Genomic DNA, 16,451 nt, shown 5'->3' on the forward strand with positions numbered 1-16,451 from the left:
TATTGCCGAAATATCATGCCATTCCATTCTCGAGGGAAGGATCCGTCGATGCCGTTGATTTTTCTGAACGGTTCCGCCATGCGCGGCGGCTCACTCAATCACCTGCTGGACGGCGCGCCGTTCGCCGGCGAGGTCCAGACCGCGCCGCGCTACCGCTTCTACTCGGTGGGCGACCGGTTCCCCGGGCTGTCGCCCGCCGCCGACGGTGGCGAATCCATCTCCGGCGAGATCTTCGATGTTCCGCTGAATGTGCTGCGGGAGAGGCTACTTCCGGCCGAGCCGCCCGAACTCGAACTCGGCGCGATCGAGCTGGAGGACGGGCGATCCGTGCTCTCCATGCTGCTGCGCCGTCCCCCCGTCTCGTACCCGCAGCTGATTGATATCACCGAGATCGGCAGTTGGAAGAAATATCGTGAAGGAGTGAAGTGAGTCGTAAATTCGACGTCAATTGTTCGATACTGTTCACCGACCTACCGCTGCTCGAACGCCCGGCCGCGGCCAAGCGCGCCGGATTCGACGCCGTCGAATTCTGGTGGCCGTTCGGCGAGGAGGCGACACCGGATGAGAAGGATATCGACGCATTCGTGCGCGCGATCTCCGATGCCGGTGTCGAACTGGTCGGATTGAATTTCATCGATCTGATTCCGGCCGGTCGCGGACTCGTTTCGCTGCCCGGTGAGGTGTCCCGGTTCCGCGACAATATCGACGTCGCGGTCGGCATCGCGGAGCGCACCGGCTGCCGCGCGCTCAACGCGCTCTACGGCAACCGGATCGCGGGCGAGGACCCCGTCAAGCAGGACGAGCTGGCGCTGGAGAACCTGCGCCTCGCCGCACAGGCCGCGGGCCGGATCGGCGCCACCGTGCTGGTCGAGGCGCTGAATTCCTATGAGTCGCCGGATTATCCGATCGTGAGCGCCGCGCACGCCGCGCAGATCATCGAGCGTACCGGCGAGCCCAACGTGAAGTTCCTGTGCGACCTCTACCACCTGTCGCGCATGGATGAGGACCTGCACCAGGTGATCCGCACCTACGCGCCGGTGATCGGCCACGTGCAGATCGCCGACGATCCGGGCCGTGGCAGGCCGGGCAGCGGCTCCCTCGACTTCGCCGCGCTGTTCGCCACCCTCGACGAGACCGGCTACGACGGCTGGATCGGCCTGGAATACAAAGACCCCGAGCTGGATTGGACCTGGATCGCATGAGTAAGATCGCATTTATCGGCCTGGGCATCATGGGTGGCCCGATGGCGGGCCACCTGGTCGCCGCGGGACACGATGTCACCGGATACGACGTCGTCCCCGCCGGGCTGGACAAGCTGAAGGCCGCGGGCGGCGCGACCGCGGGCTCCGTCGCGGAGGCCGTGCGCGACAAGGACATCGTCATCACGATGCTCCCGCAGGACGAGCACGTCGAGGCGGTCTTCACCGAAATTCTGGAGCACGCCGCGAAAGGCACGCTCTACATCGACTTTTCGACCATCGCGCCGAAGACCTCGCAGTGGACCGCTGCCGAGGGCGCGAAGAAGGGCCTGCGCGTGCTCGACGCGCCGGTCAGCGGCGGCGAGACCGGCGCGGTGAACGCGGCACTGTCGATCATGGTCGGCGGGTCCGAGGAAGACTTCCAGGCAGCGGCTCCCGTCTTCGCGGCTGTCGGGAAGACGTTCGAGCTGGTTGGCGGTAATGGTTCTGGGCAATGCGTCAAAGCCGCCAACCAGCTTGTCGTCGGCGGGACGTACGCGCTTGTCGCCGAGGCGATCCTGCTGATGGAGAACCTGGGCGCCGACGCGAAGAAGGGGCTCGACGTGCTCGCGGGCGGACTCGCGGGCAGCCGGATCCTCGAACTCAAGCGGGAATCCATGCTGGCACGCAACTTCGTGCCCGGATTCCGGATCGACCTGCACCACAAGGATATGGGCATCATCCTGGCGGCCGCCCGCCAAGCCGAGGTCGCCATCCCGATGGGCGCGCTCACCGCGCAGCTCATCCAGTCGGCCCGCGCCATGGGCTATGGCTCGCTGGATCATTCGGGTCTGCTGCGGGTGCTCGAGGTGCTGTCGGGGAAGGACGAGGCATGAGAATGCGCGCCGTGGACGCGGCGGTCCTGATCCTGGAAAAGGAAAGGGCGACTCAGGCTTTCGGTTTGCCTGGTGCTGCGATCAATCCGTTCTACAGTGCGATGAAGGCGCATGGTGGGATCAAGCATGTGCTGGCTCGTCATGTGGAGGCTGCTTCGCATATGGCCGAGGGGTTCACCCGTGCGGCCGCGGGGAATATCGGTATCTGCATCGGTACGTCCGGTCCCGCCGGTACCGACATGATCACCGGGTTGTACTCCGCCAGTGCGGATTCCATCCCGATCCTGTGCATCACCGGTCAGGCGCCGGTGTCGAAGTTGCACAAGGAAGACTTTCAGGCCGTAGATATCGCCTCCATCGCCGCACCGGTGAGTAAGTGGGCGGTCACCGTTTTGGAGCCTGCTCAGGTGCCGGGAACGTTCCAGAAGGCGTTCCAGTTGATGCGGGAAGGCCGACCGGGTCCGGTGTTGATCGATCTGCCGATTGATGTGCAGCTCGCGGAGATCGAGTTCGATATCGACACCTACGAGCCGCTGGAAGTGCATCGCCCGGCCGCCTCGCGTGCCCAGGCCGAGAAGGTCTTGGACATGCTCAACGCCGCCCGCAAGCCGTTGATCGTGGCCGGTGGCGGCATCGTCAACGCCGATGCCGCCGCGCTGCTGGTCGAATTCGCGGAGCTGACCGGCGTTCCGGTGGTGCCGACCCTGATGGGCTGGGGCACGATTGCCGACGATCATCCGCTGCACGCGGGCATGGTCGGATTGCAGACCTCGCACCGCTACGGCAACGCGACGATGCTGGAATCCGATTTCGTGCTCGGCATCGGCAACCGGTGGGCCAACCGCCACACCGGTGGCGTCGAAACGTACACGAAGGACCGCACTTTCGTGCACGTCGACATCGAGCCGACACAGATCGGCCGGGTGTTCGCACCGGACTTCGGCATCACCTCCGACGCCGGTGCGGCGCTGAAGGTGTTCCTGGAGGTCGCCCGCGAGCGGGCGGCGCTGGGTACCCTGGCCGATCGGCTCGAGTGGGCCGAGCAGGTTCGTGCGCGAAAGCAGCAGGGGCAGCGCAAGACTCACTTCGACAATGTGCCGATCAAGCCGCAGCGGGTGTACGAGGAGATGAACCGGGCCTTCGGACCCGATATTCGCTACGTCAGCACCATCGGCCTGTCCCAGATCCAGGCGGCGCAGCTGCTGCACGTGTACAAGCCGCGGCACTGGATCAACGCGGGCCAGGCCGGGCCGCTCGGCTGGACGCTGCCCGCGGCGCTCGGCGTCGCCACCGCGGACCCCGACGCCACGGTCGTCGCGCTGTCCGGTGACTACGACTTCCAGTTCCTCATCGAGGAATTGGCCGTCGGCGCGCAGTTCAACATCCCGTACATCCACGTCGTCGTGAACAACTCCTACCTGGGCCTGATCCGTCAGGCACAGCGGAACTTCTCGATGGACTACTACGTGCAGCTCGACTTCGACAACATCAACAGCCCCGAGGTCGGCGGCTACGGTGTCGATCACCTGAAGGTGGCGGAAGGCCTGGGCTGCAAAGCGATTCGCGTCACCGAGCCGGATCGGCTCGGGCAGGCGCTGGAGGATGCCAAGAAGCTGATCGTCGAACACCGGGTGCCGGTGGTCGTCGAGGTGATCCTCGAGCGGGTGACGAACGTGTCGATGGGCCTGGAGATCGACAACATCAACGAGTTCGAGGAACTGGCCACCTCCGCCGAGGACGCGCCGACCGCGACGGTGGCGATGGAGCCGGTCGGAGGCGGCAGGTGATCTCGCCGCGCGGAGGACGGGCTGCGCGGCGCGGCTGGCGCGAGGGCCACTGCGTCATCGCGCCGGACAAATTCAAGGGGTCGTTGACCGCGCCGGAGGTCGCCGCGCATCTGGCGGCGGGCCTGCGGCGAGTCCGCCAGGACGTCCCGGTGGTGACCCTGCCGGTGGCCGACGGCGGCGACGGCACCGTCGACGCGGTGGTGGCGGCCGGGTTCGCCCGGTTCCAGCTCGGCGTCACGGGGCCGTTGGGGGAGCGGGTGGCCGCCTCGTTCGCGATGAGGGGCGAGACGGCCGTCGTCGAGCTGGCCGAGGCATCCGGTCTACGCCGGATGTCCGGTCGGCCGACCGCCGAGAACGCGCTCGCCGCATCGAGTTTCGGCACCGGTGAACTGATCAGGGCGGCCGCCCAGCGCGGTGCGCGGCGGGTCGTGCTCGGCCTCGGTGGCAGCGCGTGCACCGACGGCGGCGCGGGCATGCTGACCGCGCTCGGCGCCCGCCTGCTCGACGAGCAGGGCTGGCCGTTGCCGCGTGGCGGTGCGGAACTGCGCAGGCTCGCGCGCATCGATGTCGGTGAGATGGTGCGCATTCCGGTGACCGTCGCCTCCGATGTCGACAATCCGCTGCTAGGCGTGCGCGGCGCCGCCAATGTCTACGCCATGCAGAAGGGGGCGGGGCGGGCCGAGATCGACGAGCTGGAGCGAGGTCTGGTGCATTTCGCCTCGATCGTGCGGCGCGATCTCGGCGTCGATGTCGTCGACAGGCCCGGTGCGGGGGCGGCGGGCGGTGTCGGCTACGCCGCGCTCGCGTTCTTCGGCGCCGAGGTGCGGCCCGGCATCGAAATCATCTTGGAGCAGCTGGGTTTCGCCGATCAGGTGCAGGGCGCGCGACTGGTGATCACCGGCGAGGGGTCGCTGGATCAGCAGACGCTGCACGGCAAGGCGCCGGTGGGCGTGGCGCGGGTCGCCGCGGGCGCGGGTGCGCCGGTGATCGCGGTGGCCGGTCAGCGCACGCTCACCGGTGAGCAGTTGCGGGGAGCGCGCATCGAGGAGGCGTACGCGCTCACCGATATCGAACCCGATCCCGAGGTCTGCATGGCGCAGGCGGGACCGCTGCTCGAACGACTCGCGGCGCAGATCGCCGGTGTCTGGTTGGGGGACAGGGTATTTCGTGACGAGGCAGGTGCGCATGCATGATCTGGTCATTCGGTCCCGGCGGGTAGTGCTGCCCGACGGCATCCAGCCGGCGGCCATCGCGGTGAGCGACGGGCGGATCGCCGAGGTGGCGTTCTATTTCGCCACGCTGCCCGCGACCACCATCGTCGATCTCGCCGATATGGTGGTGCTGCCCGGCCTCGTCGATTCGCATGTGCACGTGAACGAGCCCGGGCGCACCGAGTGGGAGGGTTTCGCCACCGCGACCAGGGCGGCCGCGGCGGGCGGTGTGACGACCATCGTCGACATGCCGCTGAACTCGTTGCCGCCCACCGTCTCCGTGGCCGATCTGGCCACCAAACAGGCGGTCGCGGACGGGCAGTGCCATGTGGACGTGGCGTACTGGGGTGGCGCCATCCCCGGGAACCTGGCCGCGCTGCGGCCGCTGCACGAGGCGGGCGTCGCCGGTTTCAAATGCTTCCTCTCGCCCTCGGGCGTCGACGAATTCCCGCCGCTCTCGCTCGACGAGATCGCCGCGGCGATGCGGGAGATCGCGGCGTTCGACGGCCTGCTCATCGTGCACGCGGAGGATCCGGACCGGCTGCACGAGCCCGCCGACGGTACCTACCGCGCGTTCCTGGATTCGCGGCCGGGCGAAGCGGAAAGCACTGCGGTGCAACAGGTTATCGCGCTCGCCGAGGAGACGGGCGCGCGCACGCACATCCTGCACGTCTCCTCGGCGGACTGCCTGAAGCCGCTGGCCGAGGCGCAGGCGCGCGGAGTGCGGATCACCGCCGAGACCTGCCCGCACTACCTCACGCTGTCCGCGGCGGACGCGGTGTCCACCGCGTACAAGTGCTGCCCGCCGATTCGCGACGCCGCCAACCAGGACGCGCTGTGGCAGGGGCTGGCCGACGGTGTGCTCTCGTGCGTGGTCTCCGACCATTCGCCGTGCACGCCCGCGCTGAAGGAGGGCGATTTCGCCACCGCGTGGGGCGGTATCTCGTCGCTGCAGATCGGCCTGCCCGCGGTGTGGTCCGCCGCGCGCGCACGGGGTTTCGGCCTGACCGACGTGGTGAAGTGGATGGCGTCGGCGCCCGCCGAGCTCGCGGGTCTGACGAACAAGGGACGCATCGCCGTCGGCTACGACGCGGACCTGGTCGCCTTCGACCCGGCGGGCACGTTCACCGTCGAGCCGATTGCCTTGGCGCACAAGAATCCGATCACCCCGTACGGCGGACGTGAACTGTCCGGCGTCGTCCACTCCACCTGGCTGCGCGGTCGCGTGGTCGGTGCGGGCCATCCGCCGACCGGCCGTCACCTGCTCACCCAGAATCGTTGAGGGAGAACCTATGTCAGATTTCACATCGCTACCCGACCTGGCGCTGCGCAGTAACCGCGCGAGCGTGATCGCCGCGAGCGACGAATCCTTCGAGGAGCGCGAGAATCTCATCAACCCGTGGGAGCCGCGTTTCTCGCCGGAGACCTTCGGGCCCAAGGGACAGGAGTACGACGGCTGGGAGACCCGCCGCCACCGCGGCCCCGGACACGACTGGGCCATCATCCGATTGGGCATGCCCGGTGTGATCCGCGGCGTCGTCGTCGACACCGCGTGGTTCAAAGGCAACTACCCGCCGCATATTTCGGTCGAAGCCTGCCGCGTGCACGGTCATCCGTCGGTCGCCGATCTCGAGGCCGCCGAATGGGTGGATGTGGTGCCGCAGAGCGCGATCGGTGGCGACGCCAAGCACGAATTCCCGGTCTCCGACGAGCGGATCTTCACCCATGTCCGGCTGAACATGCTGCCCGACGGCGGTATCGCCCGGCTGCGGGTGCACGGCGACGTGGTGCCCGATCCGGCACTGCTCACCGGGCTCACCGTCGACCTGGCCGCACTGGACAACGGCGCGCGAACGGTGGCCTGCTCCAACTGGTTCTACTCCGCCCCGGACAACATGCTGAGCCCGGGCCTGGCGCGCAACCAGGCCGAAGGCTGGGAGACCGCCCGCCGCCGCGACGGCGGAAACGACTGGGCCACAGTCCGACTGGCCGCGCAGGGCTTTCCGGACCTGATCGAGCTCGACACCACCAACCTGCTGTTCAACGCCCCCGGCGCGACCCGCGTCCTCGGCATCGATCATCAGGGCGACGAGCCGCTGCCGCCGATCGATGACCCGGCCTGGTTCGAACTGCTCCCCAGGACCACGCTGCAACCCGATACCCCGCACCGGTTCCGGCTCTCGGGTGCGCGCCGCCCCATCACCCACGTCCATGCCGATATCTACCCGGACGGCGGCATCGCCCGCCTGCGGATCCTCGGCGCACTCACCCCCGCCGCCGAAACCGCGCTGAGCAGCCGCTGGTCGGAACGGCCTGCCTCCTAGCGCGCGGCGATCCGGCCGGCCACGAGGTGGCCGACCGGATCGTTTCGTCCGCGGATCGGGCGGTTCAGCCGATCGCGGCGTTCAGGGCGGGCTGGCCGCCGACCACTGGGAAGGTGACCTTGGTGCCTGCGAGCTCGATGCTGAAGCCCGGCCCCGGCTTGGGTCGCAAGGTGAATTCGTTGTCGCTGGACAGCACCACCACGCCCAGCTGATGTCCCTTCTGCAGCAGATAGTCGTGCGGCAGCATGGACAGCTTGATCTCGTACCGCTCGCCCGGGGTGATCGGCGAGGTCTTGTCGAGCGAGCCACGGTTCTGCGGGTCCGTCCAGCCCCTGGTGACGATCCGCGAACTGCCGTCCGGCGACCGATCGACCAGCAGCGCAGTGACATTGGCCGCCGGGCGCTTGAACGTCATCCGGAAGGCGACGTCGACCGCACCGCTGATCCGCAACGGCGTCGCGGTGGGCTTGGACAGGTAGGCCAGCCGGTTCGGTGACTCCGGTGCGGCGACGAGATCGGCGGCGAGCTTGGTCGCGTCGTCGTCGAGCGACTCGGTGATCGGCTTGTCGATGCTCGGAATCCCTGCCGCCGTAGCGAGACCGCCGGTGGCGTTGCCGCCGGGTGTGAAGACCGCGCCCGCGGGGGCGGTGCCGGGAGCGGGCCAGTCGGCCTCGTCCACCCAGGAGTTGTCCTCCCGCTGGATGGTGGCCTTCGGCTCCCAGTCGATGCCGTTGTTCGTGCCGATCACATACTTGCTGAACCAGCGGTTCACCGTGCGCAGCCACTCGTCCTTGCGCAGGCGGATCGGGTCGGTGTGACCGGACTGGTGCAGCCAGATCTTGTGCGGCACACCGGCTTTCTTCAACGCCTCGTACCACTGCGCGACGTGTTCGGTCTTGACGTTGAAGTCGTTGAGGCCGTGTACCGCAAGCACCGCGGCGCGCACCTTGCCGACGTCGTTGCGGTAATTGCGTTCGCCCCAGAAGGGATTGAAGTCACCGGTGATCCGGTCCTGTTCGCGCTCGAGCCGGTCGAGCACCGGCTCGCAGACCTGCCGATCGGCCCTGGTGTAGACGTACCTGGCGAGCACGTCGGTGTCTTCACCCTGATAGGTGCCCGGCGCGACGACCGCGCCCGCGCCCCGGTAGTACTCGTACCAGTTGCTGATCGCGGCGATGGGCACGATGGCCTCCAGGCCCTGCACGCCGGTCGAGGCGACGGCGTTGGGCAGCGTGCCGTTGTAGGACACGCCCATCATGCCGACCTTGCCGCTCGCCCACTTGGCCGCGACGGGTTTGCCCGCCGCGTCCCGCGCCTTGGCGCGGCCGTTGAGCCAGTCGATCGGCGCACGCGCGCCGATGGTCTCGTTGCGACCGCCCGAGGTCGGGCAGCCGGTGGAGGTGCCGGTGCCGAGCGATTCGCCGTACATCACGGCGTATCCGCGGGCCAGGAAGTAGTCCTCGTACGCCCAGGTGATCTTGCCTGCGGACAGGGTGATGCCCGCCGCCTCCAGCTCCTGGCTCGCCCGCTCGCGCTGCTCGCCCGGCGGGAGTGCCAGCTTGGTTTCCGCGCCGTTCGGCACGTAGAGCTCCACATCCACCGGGTGGTTGGCGACATCGTTTCCGCCCGAGAAGTACGGGCTCGCTTGATATATCACCGGAACCTTGCCGACGGCCTGCGCCGAGCGGACGACCTGGACGTGCACCTCGTCGTCCTTGCCGTCGCCGTCGCTGTCGATCGGCGCGCGCACCCAGAGGTCCTCGCGGATGGGTGCGGCCGCGTCGAACGTCGGCTGCGCCTCGCCGTCGGCGATCGCCGGTCCCGCGGGTGGATCCGCGGGTGGATCCACCGCCATGGCGGGCACGGCGGACAAGAACAGTGCCGCGGCGGCGGTCCACAGCACGATGCGCATGATGAGCATCGTCCAGTCGACGGCGGAACGGACGGCGTGGCCGCGTTTGCGGTGTAACAAGGCCATGGCGGAGCTCCTGGAAGTGTGAATTGACAACCAAGGAACCACATTCGGAAGGTTATCTCGACTGGAGAAACAACTGGGGATTTCCGAAGCGGGGGTCCGCATCGGTTTCCCCAGTTGTGCGCCAGTCGTGAAGATCATCGCGATGTGCTTGTCTGATCTCGAAAGTTCCCCCGTGTCTGACACATTGGAGTTCGTTCATGACGAGACGTTTTCCCCTGTTGCACACCGCATCGGCGCGAGCATTTCCGCTTTTGGTGGTCGCGGCACTCGCCTCGAATGTGGGTACGGCATCCGCTACCACCCCGACCGGGATCGGCGATCCCAATTTCCCCAATATCGGCAGCGCCGCATACGATGTGTCGAACTACAGCATCGATCTGAAGTTCGATCCCGCGTCGGGACGATTGAACGGGACGACGACGATCACCGCACGCGCCAAGCAGGAACTGGCGGCAGGCTCGTCGATCGGGTTCGACTTCCTCTTGCAGACCCAGTCGGTTCTCGTCGACAACAAGGCGGCCAAATACAAGCTGGGCGACGACAAGTTGACGGTGACGCTGCCCGTCCGCCTCGCGGTCGGTGACGAGTTCACCACCGTCGTCGCCTACAACGACATCCCGTCGAAGGTGGCCAACAAAGCGGGCCAGCGCAATTGGGTGGAGAACGCGGGCGGCGCCCTGATCTCCAACGAGCCCTTCTCGGCCGAGTGGTGGTACCCGAGCAACGATCACCCGACGGACAAGGCGACCTACGCGGTCTCGGTGCTGGCGCCCGAGGACAGGGACGTGCTGTCCAACGGCGTGGAAACCGGTGTGACCCAGAACATTCCGGGCTGGAAGCGGCACAACTGGCTCAGCAAGTCACCACAGATGACCTACGCCACCTTCCTCGCGGTCGGTAAATACGAGCGCGGCGGCCAGAGCGGTGGCACCCCGGCCAGGCCGAATCTGACCGCGTACGCGACCGATCTGAATCCGACCGTGCGCGCCAACGCCAAATCGAGTATCGAGCGGACACCGGAGATCGTGGACTGGCTGGCGAGTACGCTCACGCCGTACCCGTTCGAATCCACCGGCGGCATCGTCGATGCGCGCATGGGCGGCTTCGCGCTGGAAACCCAGACGACGCCCACCTACACCGATGGATTCTTCAAACGCGGCAAGAACGATTCGGTCGTCGTACACGAAAACGCCCATCAGTGGTTCGGCGACTCTACCTCGGTGGCCACCTGGAAGGACGGCTGGTTGAACGAGGGCTTCGCCAGTTATATGGAATATCTGTGGTCGGAGAAGAACGGCACCGGCACCGCGGCGGAAATCGCCGACTATGCCTACGCGACGTCGACCAGGATCGATTGGAATGTCGTACTGACCGATCCCGGCGCCGCCGATGTGCTGCCCCGCGAGTTGTATTCACGCGGTGCGCTCGCGATCCAGGCATTGCGCAGCGCGCTCGGCGACGACGAGGTGTTCTTCCAGATTCTGCGGGAATGGCTGACGAAATACCAATACGGTAATGCCAAGATCACCGACTTCATCGACCACGCCAACGCGGTCTCCGGCCGCAGCACCAACGCCCTGTTCAAAACCTGGCTGACCGACAAGGGCAAGCCGTCCTACAAGCCGACCGACGCGACACTCGACGACTCCGTCGACGCCCAAGCCGCGCCCCGGTCCGTCGCCCCCACGACCCCGGCCAAGCCGCAGGTATGGGATGACCTGTACGCGGTCGTGACCGACAAGCAGTAGATCGAACCGCGTACCCGAGCCGGCTCCGTGCACGCCACGGGGCCGGTTTGGCGAGCGGCCCGCGGAATGGAGACGACGATGCATGATCCCGTACAAGAGGCCGTGGCGATGATCCGGGAGATCGGTGCGCTGATCCGGACGATGGCCCGTGGCTCGATGCGGACGCACTCGACGGTTGCCCTCGCCTACCACCGGCGACTCTGGCGATGAGGTGATCCGTTGTTCAGGAAAGGAATTCGAGCACGTGCCCGGCGAAGAGCTCCGCGTGCTGGAAGAGGAACGCATGACCGGAGCGTGGGTAGAGGGCCAGTTGGGCGTCGGGGAGGTGTTTCGCCATCACATAGGCCTCGTGAGCGGGGACCATGACATCGTGGAATCCGTTGGCCACGAAGGTCGGAGCGGTGATCTCGGCGAGCCGTGGGTAGAGGGCGTCCGCGCCGGCGCTGAACGAGCGAAGGGCGGTGAGTTGGGCCGTGACGGCGTCCGGGCCGACGGTCGATCGCGACGCGGTCAGCCTTGCGTCGAGCCGCCGCAGTGAGGCGAGGCCCGCCGCCCGGCCGACCGCGTTGCCGGGGAAGAACAGGTAGAGGAAGTCCTCGTCGTCGTTGACCGGTTTGGTCGCGGTCGGCCAGACCTGCGCCGCCGTGGGCGGTGTGTCCGGCACGCCGCCGGGGCCGGTCGCGCCGAGTACCAGCCTGCGCACCAGCTCCGGATGCAGTACCGCAAGCCACTGGGCGACCGCGCCACCCAGGGACCAGCCGAGCACGTCGACCCGTCGGAATCCGAGGGCGTTGAGGAAAACGGCTGCGCCGAAGGCCATTCCGGGGACGCTGTCGGCGGGCTTGCCTGTCGATGCCCCGATTCCGGCATTGTCGAAAACGATGATTCGCCGCTCGCACGCCAGCGCGTCGAGCAATGCGGGATCCCAGTGGTCCATGGTGCCCCGGAACCGATGCGTCAGCACCAGTGGTACTCCGTCCTCGGCCCCGAACATCCGGTAGGCGATGTCCGCTCCCGCCACCTCGATGAATTGCGTTGCCGCGCTGCCCGATACCGACATGTCATCGCCCTCCCCGCGGGCAATCCCGCTGAGCTCATGGATCTGAACTGCTGAGTTGTTTTACGCAACTTACTATACCCGCGTACTGGGCACACGGTGAGCCGCTCTTCGGCGGCTGGCGAACCACGAAGGCCGATGGCAGTATTGGCGCGTGCTTGTCGCCGATGCGGACCGATGGAACGTGAACATCCATTTCCACGACCTGCTCGTGGACGCGGTATCCGGCGCCGATGCCGTCCTCGATGTCGGTTGCGGCGAGGGGATGCTGGCCCGCCGCCTGCGGACCCGGTCGTCCGCGGTCACCGGGATCGATCTCGACGAGCCCGGTATCGACTCGGCGCGGGCGCAGTCGCCCGACGGCGAGATCGACTACGTCCACGCGGACTTTCTCGACCACCCCTTCGAGCCCGCGTCGTTCGACGGCATCGTGTCGGTCGCGACGCTGCACCACATGGACAACGTGGCGGCGTTGACGCGGATGAAGGAGCTGCTGCGCCCCGGCGGCACGCTGGCGGTGGTCGGCCTCGCCCGCAATGAATTGCCCGCGGACGCACTGGGTTTCGCGGGCTCGATCGCGGCCTTCGCCTGGTATCGCACCTTCCGCAAGCGGTGGGATCATCCCTCGCCCATCGTGTGGCCGCCGCCGCAGACCTACCGGCAGGTGCGCGAGATCGCCGAAGGCGTCTTGCCCGGTGTGCGATTCCGCAGGTATCTGATGCCGCGGTACTCGATCGTGTGGACGAAGTAGATCGTCGAAACCGCTGAGCGGGACTCGTGATCCGAACAGTGATACGGATCACTCCGAATTCGCCTACCCTGTTTCCACCCGGCATCTCGTTCTGTACGCCGTGGTCAGAAAGGCATTTCGGCTATGAATTCGTCCCAGGTCACCAGCCCGCCGACCCTGCTCACCGGGCTGTGGCAGCGAAAGCTACCGCACTATCCCGAAACTCCCGCCCGCTCCTGGTATTTGGCCATCGTCGTCATCACCTCGGTCGCGCTCTACTACCAGCTATTCGTCACCGGTGCGGTGGGTAATGAGCTGATCGCCTACTTCCACCTCTCGTTCGCGTATTTCGTGTGGATCTTCATCATCGGTGCGGCATTCGGCGCGGTCGCGTCGGTGATCGCCGGTGTGCTCGATCGATGGGGCCGGGCGAATATCGTCGCCTACGGCGTGGTGATCTGCTCACTGCTGACCCTGTTCGCGGTGCCCGCGACGACGACCAAGGAGGCGTACCTCGCGGTCTACTGCCTGGTCAGCATTGTCGAGGGCGCGGTGCTCGTCGCGACGCCCGCGCTGATCCGCGATTTCTCTCCGCAGCTCGGCCGTGCCTCGGCGATGGGCTTCTGGACGCTGGGGCCGGTGATCGGCGCGCTGGTCACCACCGAGATCTCCACTCAGACATTGGACGCGCATCCGGACTGGCAGTATCACTATCGGTTGTGCGGCATTATCAGCCTCGTCATCGCGGTGGTCGCGGTGCTCGGATTACGTGAGCTGAGTCCGCAACTGCGCGACCAGATCATGGTGACACTGCGCGACCGGGCGCTCGTCGAGGCACGGGCCCGCGGACTCGACATCACCCAGCTGGAGCGCGATCAGTGGCGGCAGATGTTGCGCCCCAACATTATCGGCTCGGCACTGGCGATCAGTTTGTTCCTGGCCTTCTTCTACACCATTGTTTCGTTCCTGCCCGTCTATATGGCGACAAATTTCGGATTCACCGCCAAACAGGCCAACGCACTGGGGAATTGGTACTGGATCGCCAACGCGCTCGCGCTGGTGCTCGCCGGAATCGCCTCGGACTATCTGAAGGTGCGCAAGCCGTTTATGCTGGCGGGCGCCGTCATCAGCATCTGCGGCCTGTTCATCTTCATCGGCTACACCGATCAGCCGAAGACCGGATACTACACGTTCGCAACGGTGTTCATCGTGATCGCGGTCGGCACCGGCATCGCCTACTCCACCTGGATGGCGAGTTTCACCGAGACGGTCGAGGAGCGCAATCCGGCGGCGACCGCGGTCGGGCTCGCGGTGTGGGGCGGTGTGCTGCGCAGTGTGGTGACCGTGGTGCTGTTCGGTCTGCTGATCGTGGTCAACGCGGCGGGGCCGCTGGTCAACTACGGGCCGAAACTCGCCGAGATCCGGCACGAATTCGGTGCCGAACTCGCGACGATCCAGAAGGTCGGTCCGGAAGCCATGGCGGCGCTGGGCAAGAACCCCGACGATAAGCCGACGCAGGCCGCCGCATTGGCGAGACTGACCGGAGCCGCACCCGCCGATATCCTGACGGTGCTGAAGTATCAGCAGGAGCTCATGACGCTGCAGGCCATCGACCCCGCGACGCAGGTCGCGCTCGTCACCAACCCCGGTGATCAGCAGGCCCAGCTCGCGGCCGTCGGTCAGGTGGTGCAGAAGTTCAACATCACCCCGGACCAGGCGGTCGCCAGGCTGCTTGCCGCCCAGCGGGTTCCGGTCGCCGACCTCATGGTCGCGGCACAGGTGGGCCCGGCGGTGGGCGCGGCGTCCGCGAAACTGCAAGCGGTGGGCGCGATTCCGGCCGAGGATCGGGAATACCTTGCCGCACATGGGAAGCAGGTGCAGAAGGCGCAGGCAGACTCGCCGAAGCAGTGGGAGCGCTGGTGGTGGATCTGCCTGCTCGCGCAGCTGATCTTCCTGCCGTGTGTGTTCTTCATGGCCGGCGAATGGAGCCCGAAGGCGGCGGCCGCGAAGGCCGAGGCCCACGACCAGCTGGTCGAGCGCGAACTCGCCGCGCTCGCCGATTAGTTCGCCGACAGATCGGGCCAGCGGTCCGCCCACGGCCTGACCTGTTCGAGTTGCCTTGCGACGCGCAGGATTCCGAGCTCGTCGTTGGGCCGCCCGACGAGTTGCACGCTCAGCGGCAGCCCGGACTTCGACCAGCCCGCCGGTACCGCGGCGGCGGGATTGCCGGTGATGTTCCACAGCGCGGTGTAGCTGGTCATCGGCAGGCTTCGCTGCATCGCGCGCAGCACGCCGACGCTGTCGAGCCGGCCGACCTTGGGCGGCAAGGTCGGCAGGGTCGGCGTCAGCAGTAGGTCGTAGGCGTCGAAAGTCTGGTTGACGGTGGCGGCGATCTGTTCGCCGCGGCGTTCGGCCCACCGCAGCACGGGTTCCGGCGCGACCACCCGTGCCGCGGCCGCGATGGTGCGGGTGCGCCGCTCCAGCAGATCCGGGCGATCGACCCGGTCGGCCTCTTCCCTGATGCCGCCGAGGAATTGCGGGAGGAAGGCCGAGGTCACATCGGGGACCCGCGGGTCGAACTCCTCGACGTGATGGCCGAGCCCCGCCAGTACGTCGGCGATATCCCGCACGGCCGCAACGACTTCCGGTACCGGGCGGACGAAAGCGACGGTGGGCCGCAGCGATACCGCGATGCGCAGCGGACCGGTGGGTTCCAGTGCGGTGAACCGGGTTTCGGGCGCGCGGAAGCGATCGCCCTCGATATTGCCGCTGATGATGTCGTAGAGCAGGGCGCTGTCGGCGACCGTCCGGGTCAGTACGCCGAGGGTGCCAAGGGCGCGCCACAGATCACGGGCCGGTGCGGTGCTGACCCGGCCGCGCTGCGGTTTGAGTCCGAACAGCCCGCAGCAGGCCGACGGGATGCGGATCGAGCCGCCGCCGTCACCGCCGGTCGCGGCCGCGACGATCCCCGTCGCGACGGCGGCCGCCGTGCCTCCACTGGAGCCGCCGGTGGATCGGCTTGTGTCCCAAGGGTTCCTGGTGTAGCCGTTGGCGGCGGATTCGGTGAACGGCCAGGTGCCGAACTCCGGCATGGCGGTCTTGCCGACGATGATCGCCCCCGCCGCGCGCAGCCTGCGCACCATCTCGGAATCGGCGGCGGCCGGTGTCGTCGAGCCCGCGCCGCCATAGGTGGTCGGCATACCCGCGACATCGACCTCGTCCTTGATCGCCATCGGCACCCCGTGCAGCGGGCCGAGCGGCGTGCCGTTCGCCTGCTGCTCGTCGCGGGCTCGCGCGTCGGCCAGCGCCTGTTCGGCCAGCACCTGGGTGAAGGCGTTGAGGCGCGGCTGCAGCCGCTGGATCTCGGCCAGTGCGCGCTCGGTCAGCTGGACCGCCGAAATAGCGCCCGTGCGAATCGCCTCGGCCTGTCCGGTGACCCCGGTGCGGCCGAGACCCTCGGTCATCTGCTCAGTCATACCTGTGCCACGATTCGCTCGCTGCGCTCGTTCATTGCGACCCTCTCGGCATGGCTGGACGATTGT

14 protein-coding genes are annotated in these 16,451 nt (G+C 67.2%); 11 read left to right on the forward strand and 3 right to left on the reverse strand.

The window, feature by feature from the left end; all coding sequences use genetic code 11:
• Positions 1-48 precede the first annotated feature (48 nt).
• The 7 genes from ACIG5A_RS26280 to alc are packed head-to-tail and all read left to right on the forward strand — an operon-like array spanning position 49 to position 7,396.
• Positions 49-429: a gamma-glutamylcyclotransferase gene (locus ACIG5A_RS26280; RefSeq protein WP_397244531.1), complete on the forward strand. Its 381-nt coding sequence runs from the start codon at positions 49-51 to the stop codon at positions 427-429.
• Positions 426-1,202: a hydroxypyruvate isomerase family protein gene (locus ACIG5A_RS26285; protein ID WP_397244533.1), complete on the forward strand. Its 777-nt coding sequence runs from the start codon at positions 426-428 to the stop codon at positions 1,200-1,202. The genes ACIG5A_RS26280 and ACIG5A_RS26285 overlap by 4 nt, the downstream gene beginning before the upstream one ends.
• Positions 1,199-2,074: an NAD(P)-dependent oxidoreductase gene (locus tag ACIG5A_RS26290; RefSeq protein WP_397244535.1), complete on the forward strand. Its 876-nt coding sequence runs from the start codon at positions 1,199-1,201 to the stop codon at positions 2,072-2,074. The genes ACIG5A_RS26285 and ACIG5A_RS26290 overlap by 4 nt, the downstream gene beginning before the upstream one ends.
• Positions 2,071-3,861: a glyoxylate carboligase gene (gene gcl / locus ACIG5A_RS26295; RefSeq protein ID WP_397244537.1), complete on the forward strand. Its 1,791-nt coding sequence runs from the start codon at positions 2,071-2,073 to the stop codon at positions 3,859-3,861. The genes ACIG5A_RS26290 and gcl overlap by 4 nt, the downstream gene beginning before the upstream one ends.
• Positions 3,858-5,054 carry a glycerate kinase gene (locus ACIG5A_RS26300; RefSeq protein ID WP_397244539.1) on the forward strand — a complete coding sequence of 399 codons (1,197 nt, stop codon included), beginning with the start codon at positions 3,858-3,860 and terminating at the stop codon, positions 5,052-5,054. Before gcl ends, ACIG5A_RS26300 begins: the two co-directional genes overlap by 4 nt.
• Positions 5,047-6,354, forward strand: coding sequence for an allantoinase AllB (allB, locus tag ACIG5A_RS26305; protein ID WP_397244541.1), 1,308 nt, complete (start codon positions 5,047-5,049; stop codon positions 6,352-6,354). Before ACIG5A_RS26300 ends, allB begins: the two co-directional genes overlap by 8 nt.
• A gap of 10 nt (positions 6,355-6,364) precedes the next feature.
• Positions 6,365-7,396 carry an allantoicase gene (gene alc / locus ACIG5A_RS26310; protein WP_397244543.1) on the forward strand — a complete coding sequence of 344 codons (1,032 nt, stop codon included), beginning with the start codon at positions 6,365-6,367 and terminating at the stop codon, positions 7,394-7,396.
• Positions 7,397-7,460: 64 nt separating this feature from the next.
• On the opposite strand, the gene ACIG5A_RS26315 is transcribed toward alc, so the two are convergent.
• Positions 7,461-9,374 carry a Xaa-Pro dipeptidyl-peptidase gene (locus ACIG5A_RS26315; protein ID WP_397244546.1) on the reverse strand — a complete coding sequence of 638 codons (1,914 nt, stop codon included), beginning with the start codon at positions 9,372-9,374 and terminating at the stop codon, positions 7,461-7,463.
• A 197-nt stretch (positions 9,375-9,571) separates the two neighbouring features.
• On the opposite strand from ACIG5A_RS26315, the gene ACIG5A_RS26320 reads away from it, so the two are divergent.
• Together ACIG5A_RS26320 and ACIG5A_RS26325 are read left to right on the forward strand one after the other, a co-directional pair.
• Positions 9,572-11,122, forward strand: a complete 1,551-nt coding sequence (locus ACIG5A_RS26320) for a M1 family metallopeptidase (RefSeq protein WP_397244549.1) — start codon at positions 9,572-9,574, stop codon at positions 11,120-11,122.
• Positions 11,123-11,200: 78 nt separating this feature from the next.
• Positions 11,201-11,332, forward strand: coding sequence for a hypothetical protein (locus tag ACIG5A_RS26325; RefSeq protein ID WP_397244552.1), 132 nt, complete (start codon positions 11,201-11,203; stop codon positions 11,330-11,332).
• 13 nt (positions 11,333-11,345) lie between these two features.
• On the opposite strand, the gene ACIG5A_RS26330 is transcribed toward ACIG5A_RS26325, so the two are convergent.
• Positions 11,346-12,182, reverse strand: a complete 837-nt coding sequence (locus ACIG5A_RS26330; RefSeq protein WP_397244554.1) for an alpha/beta fold hydrolase — start codon at positions 12,180-12,182, stop codon at positions 11,346-11,348.
• A gap of 151 nt (positions 12,183-12,333) precedes the next feature.
• On the opposite strand from ACIG5A_RS26330, the gene ACIG5A_RS26335 reads away from it, so the two are divergent.
• Together ACIG5A_RS26335 and ACIG5A_RS26340 are read left to right on the forward strand one after the other, a co-directional pair.
• A complete protein-coding gene (locus ACIG5A_RS26335; protein ID WP_397244556.1) occupies positions 12,334-12,930 on the forward strand; it encodes a class I SAM-dependent methyltransferase in 597 nt (198 codons plus the stop codon).
• Positions 12,931-13,053: 123 nt separating this feature from the next.
• On the forward strand, positions 13,054-14,973 hold the full coding sequence (locus ACIG5A_RS26340; RefSeq protein WP_397244558.1) for an MFS transporter: 1,920 nt from the start codon (positions 13,054-13,056) through the stop codon (positions 14,971-14,973).
• On the opposite strand, the gene ACIG5A_RS26345 is transcribed toward ACIG5A_RS26340, so the two are convergent.
• Positions 14,970-16,385, reverse strand: coding sequence for an amidase (locus ACIG5A_RS26345; protein WP_397244560.1), 1,416 nt, complete (start codon positions 16,383-16,385; stop codon positions 14,970-14,972). The genes ACIG5A_RS26340 and ACIG5A_RS26345 overlap by 4 nt on opposite strands.
• Positions 16,386-16,451 lie beyond the last annotated feature (66 nt).

This window comes from Nocardia sp. NPDC052566 (assembly GCF_044547285.1).
Classification (GTDB): domain Bacteria; phylum Actinomycetota; class Actinomycetes; order Mycobacteriales; family Mycobacteriaceae; genus Nocardia.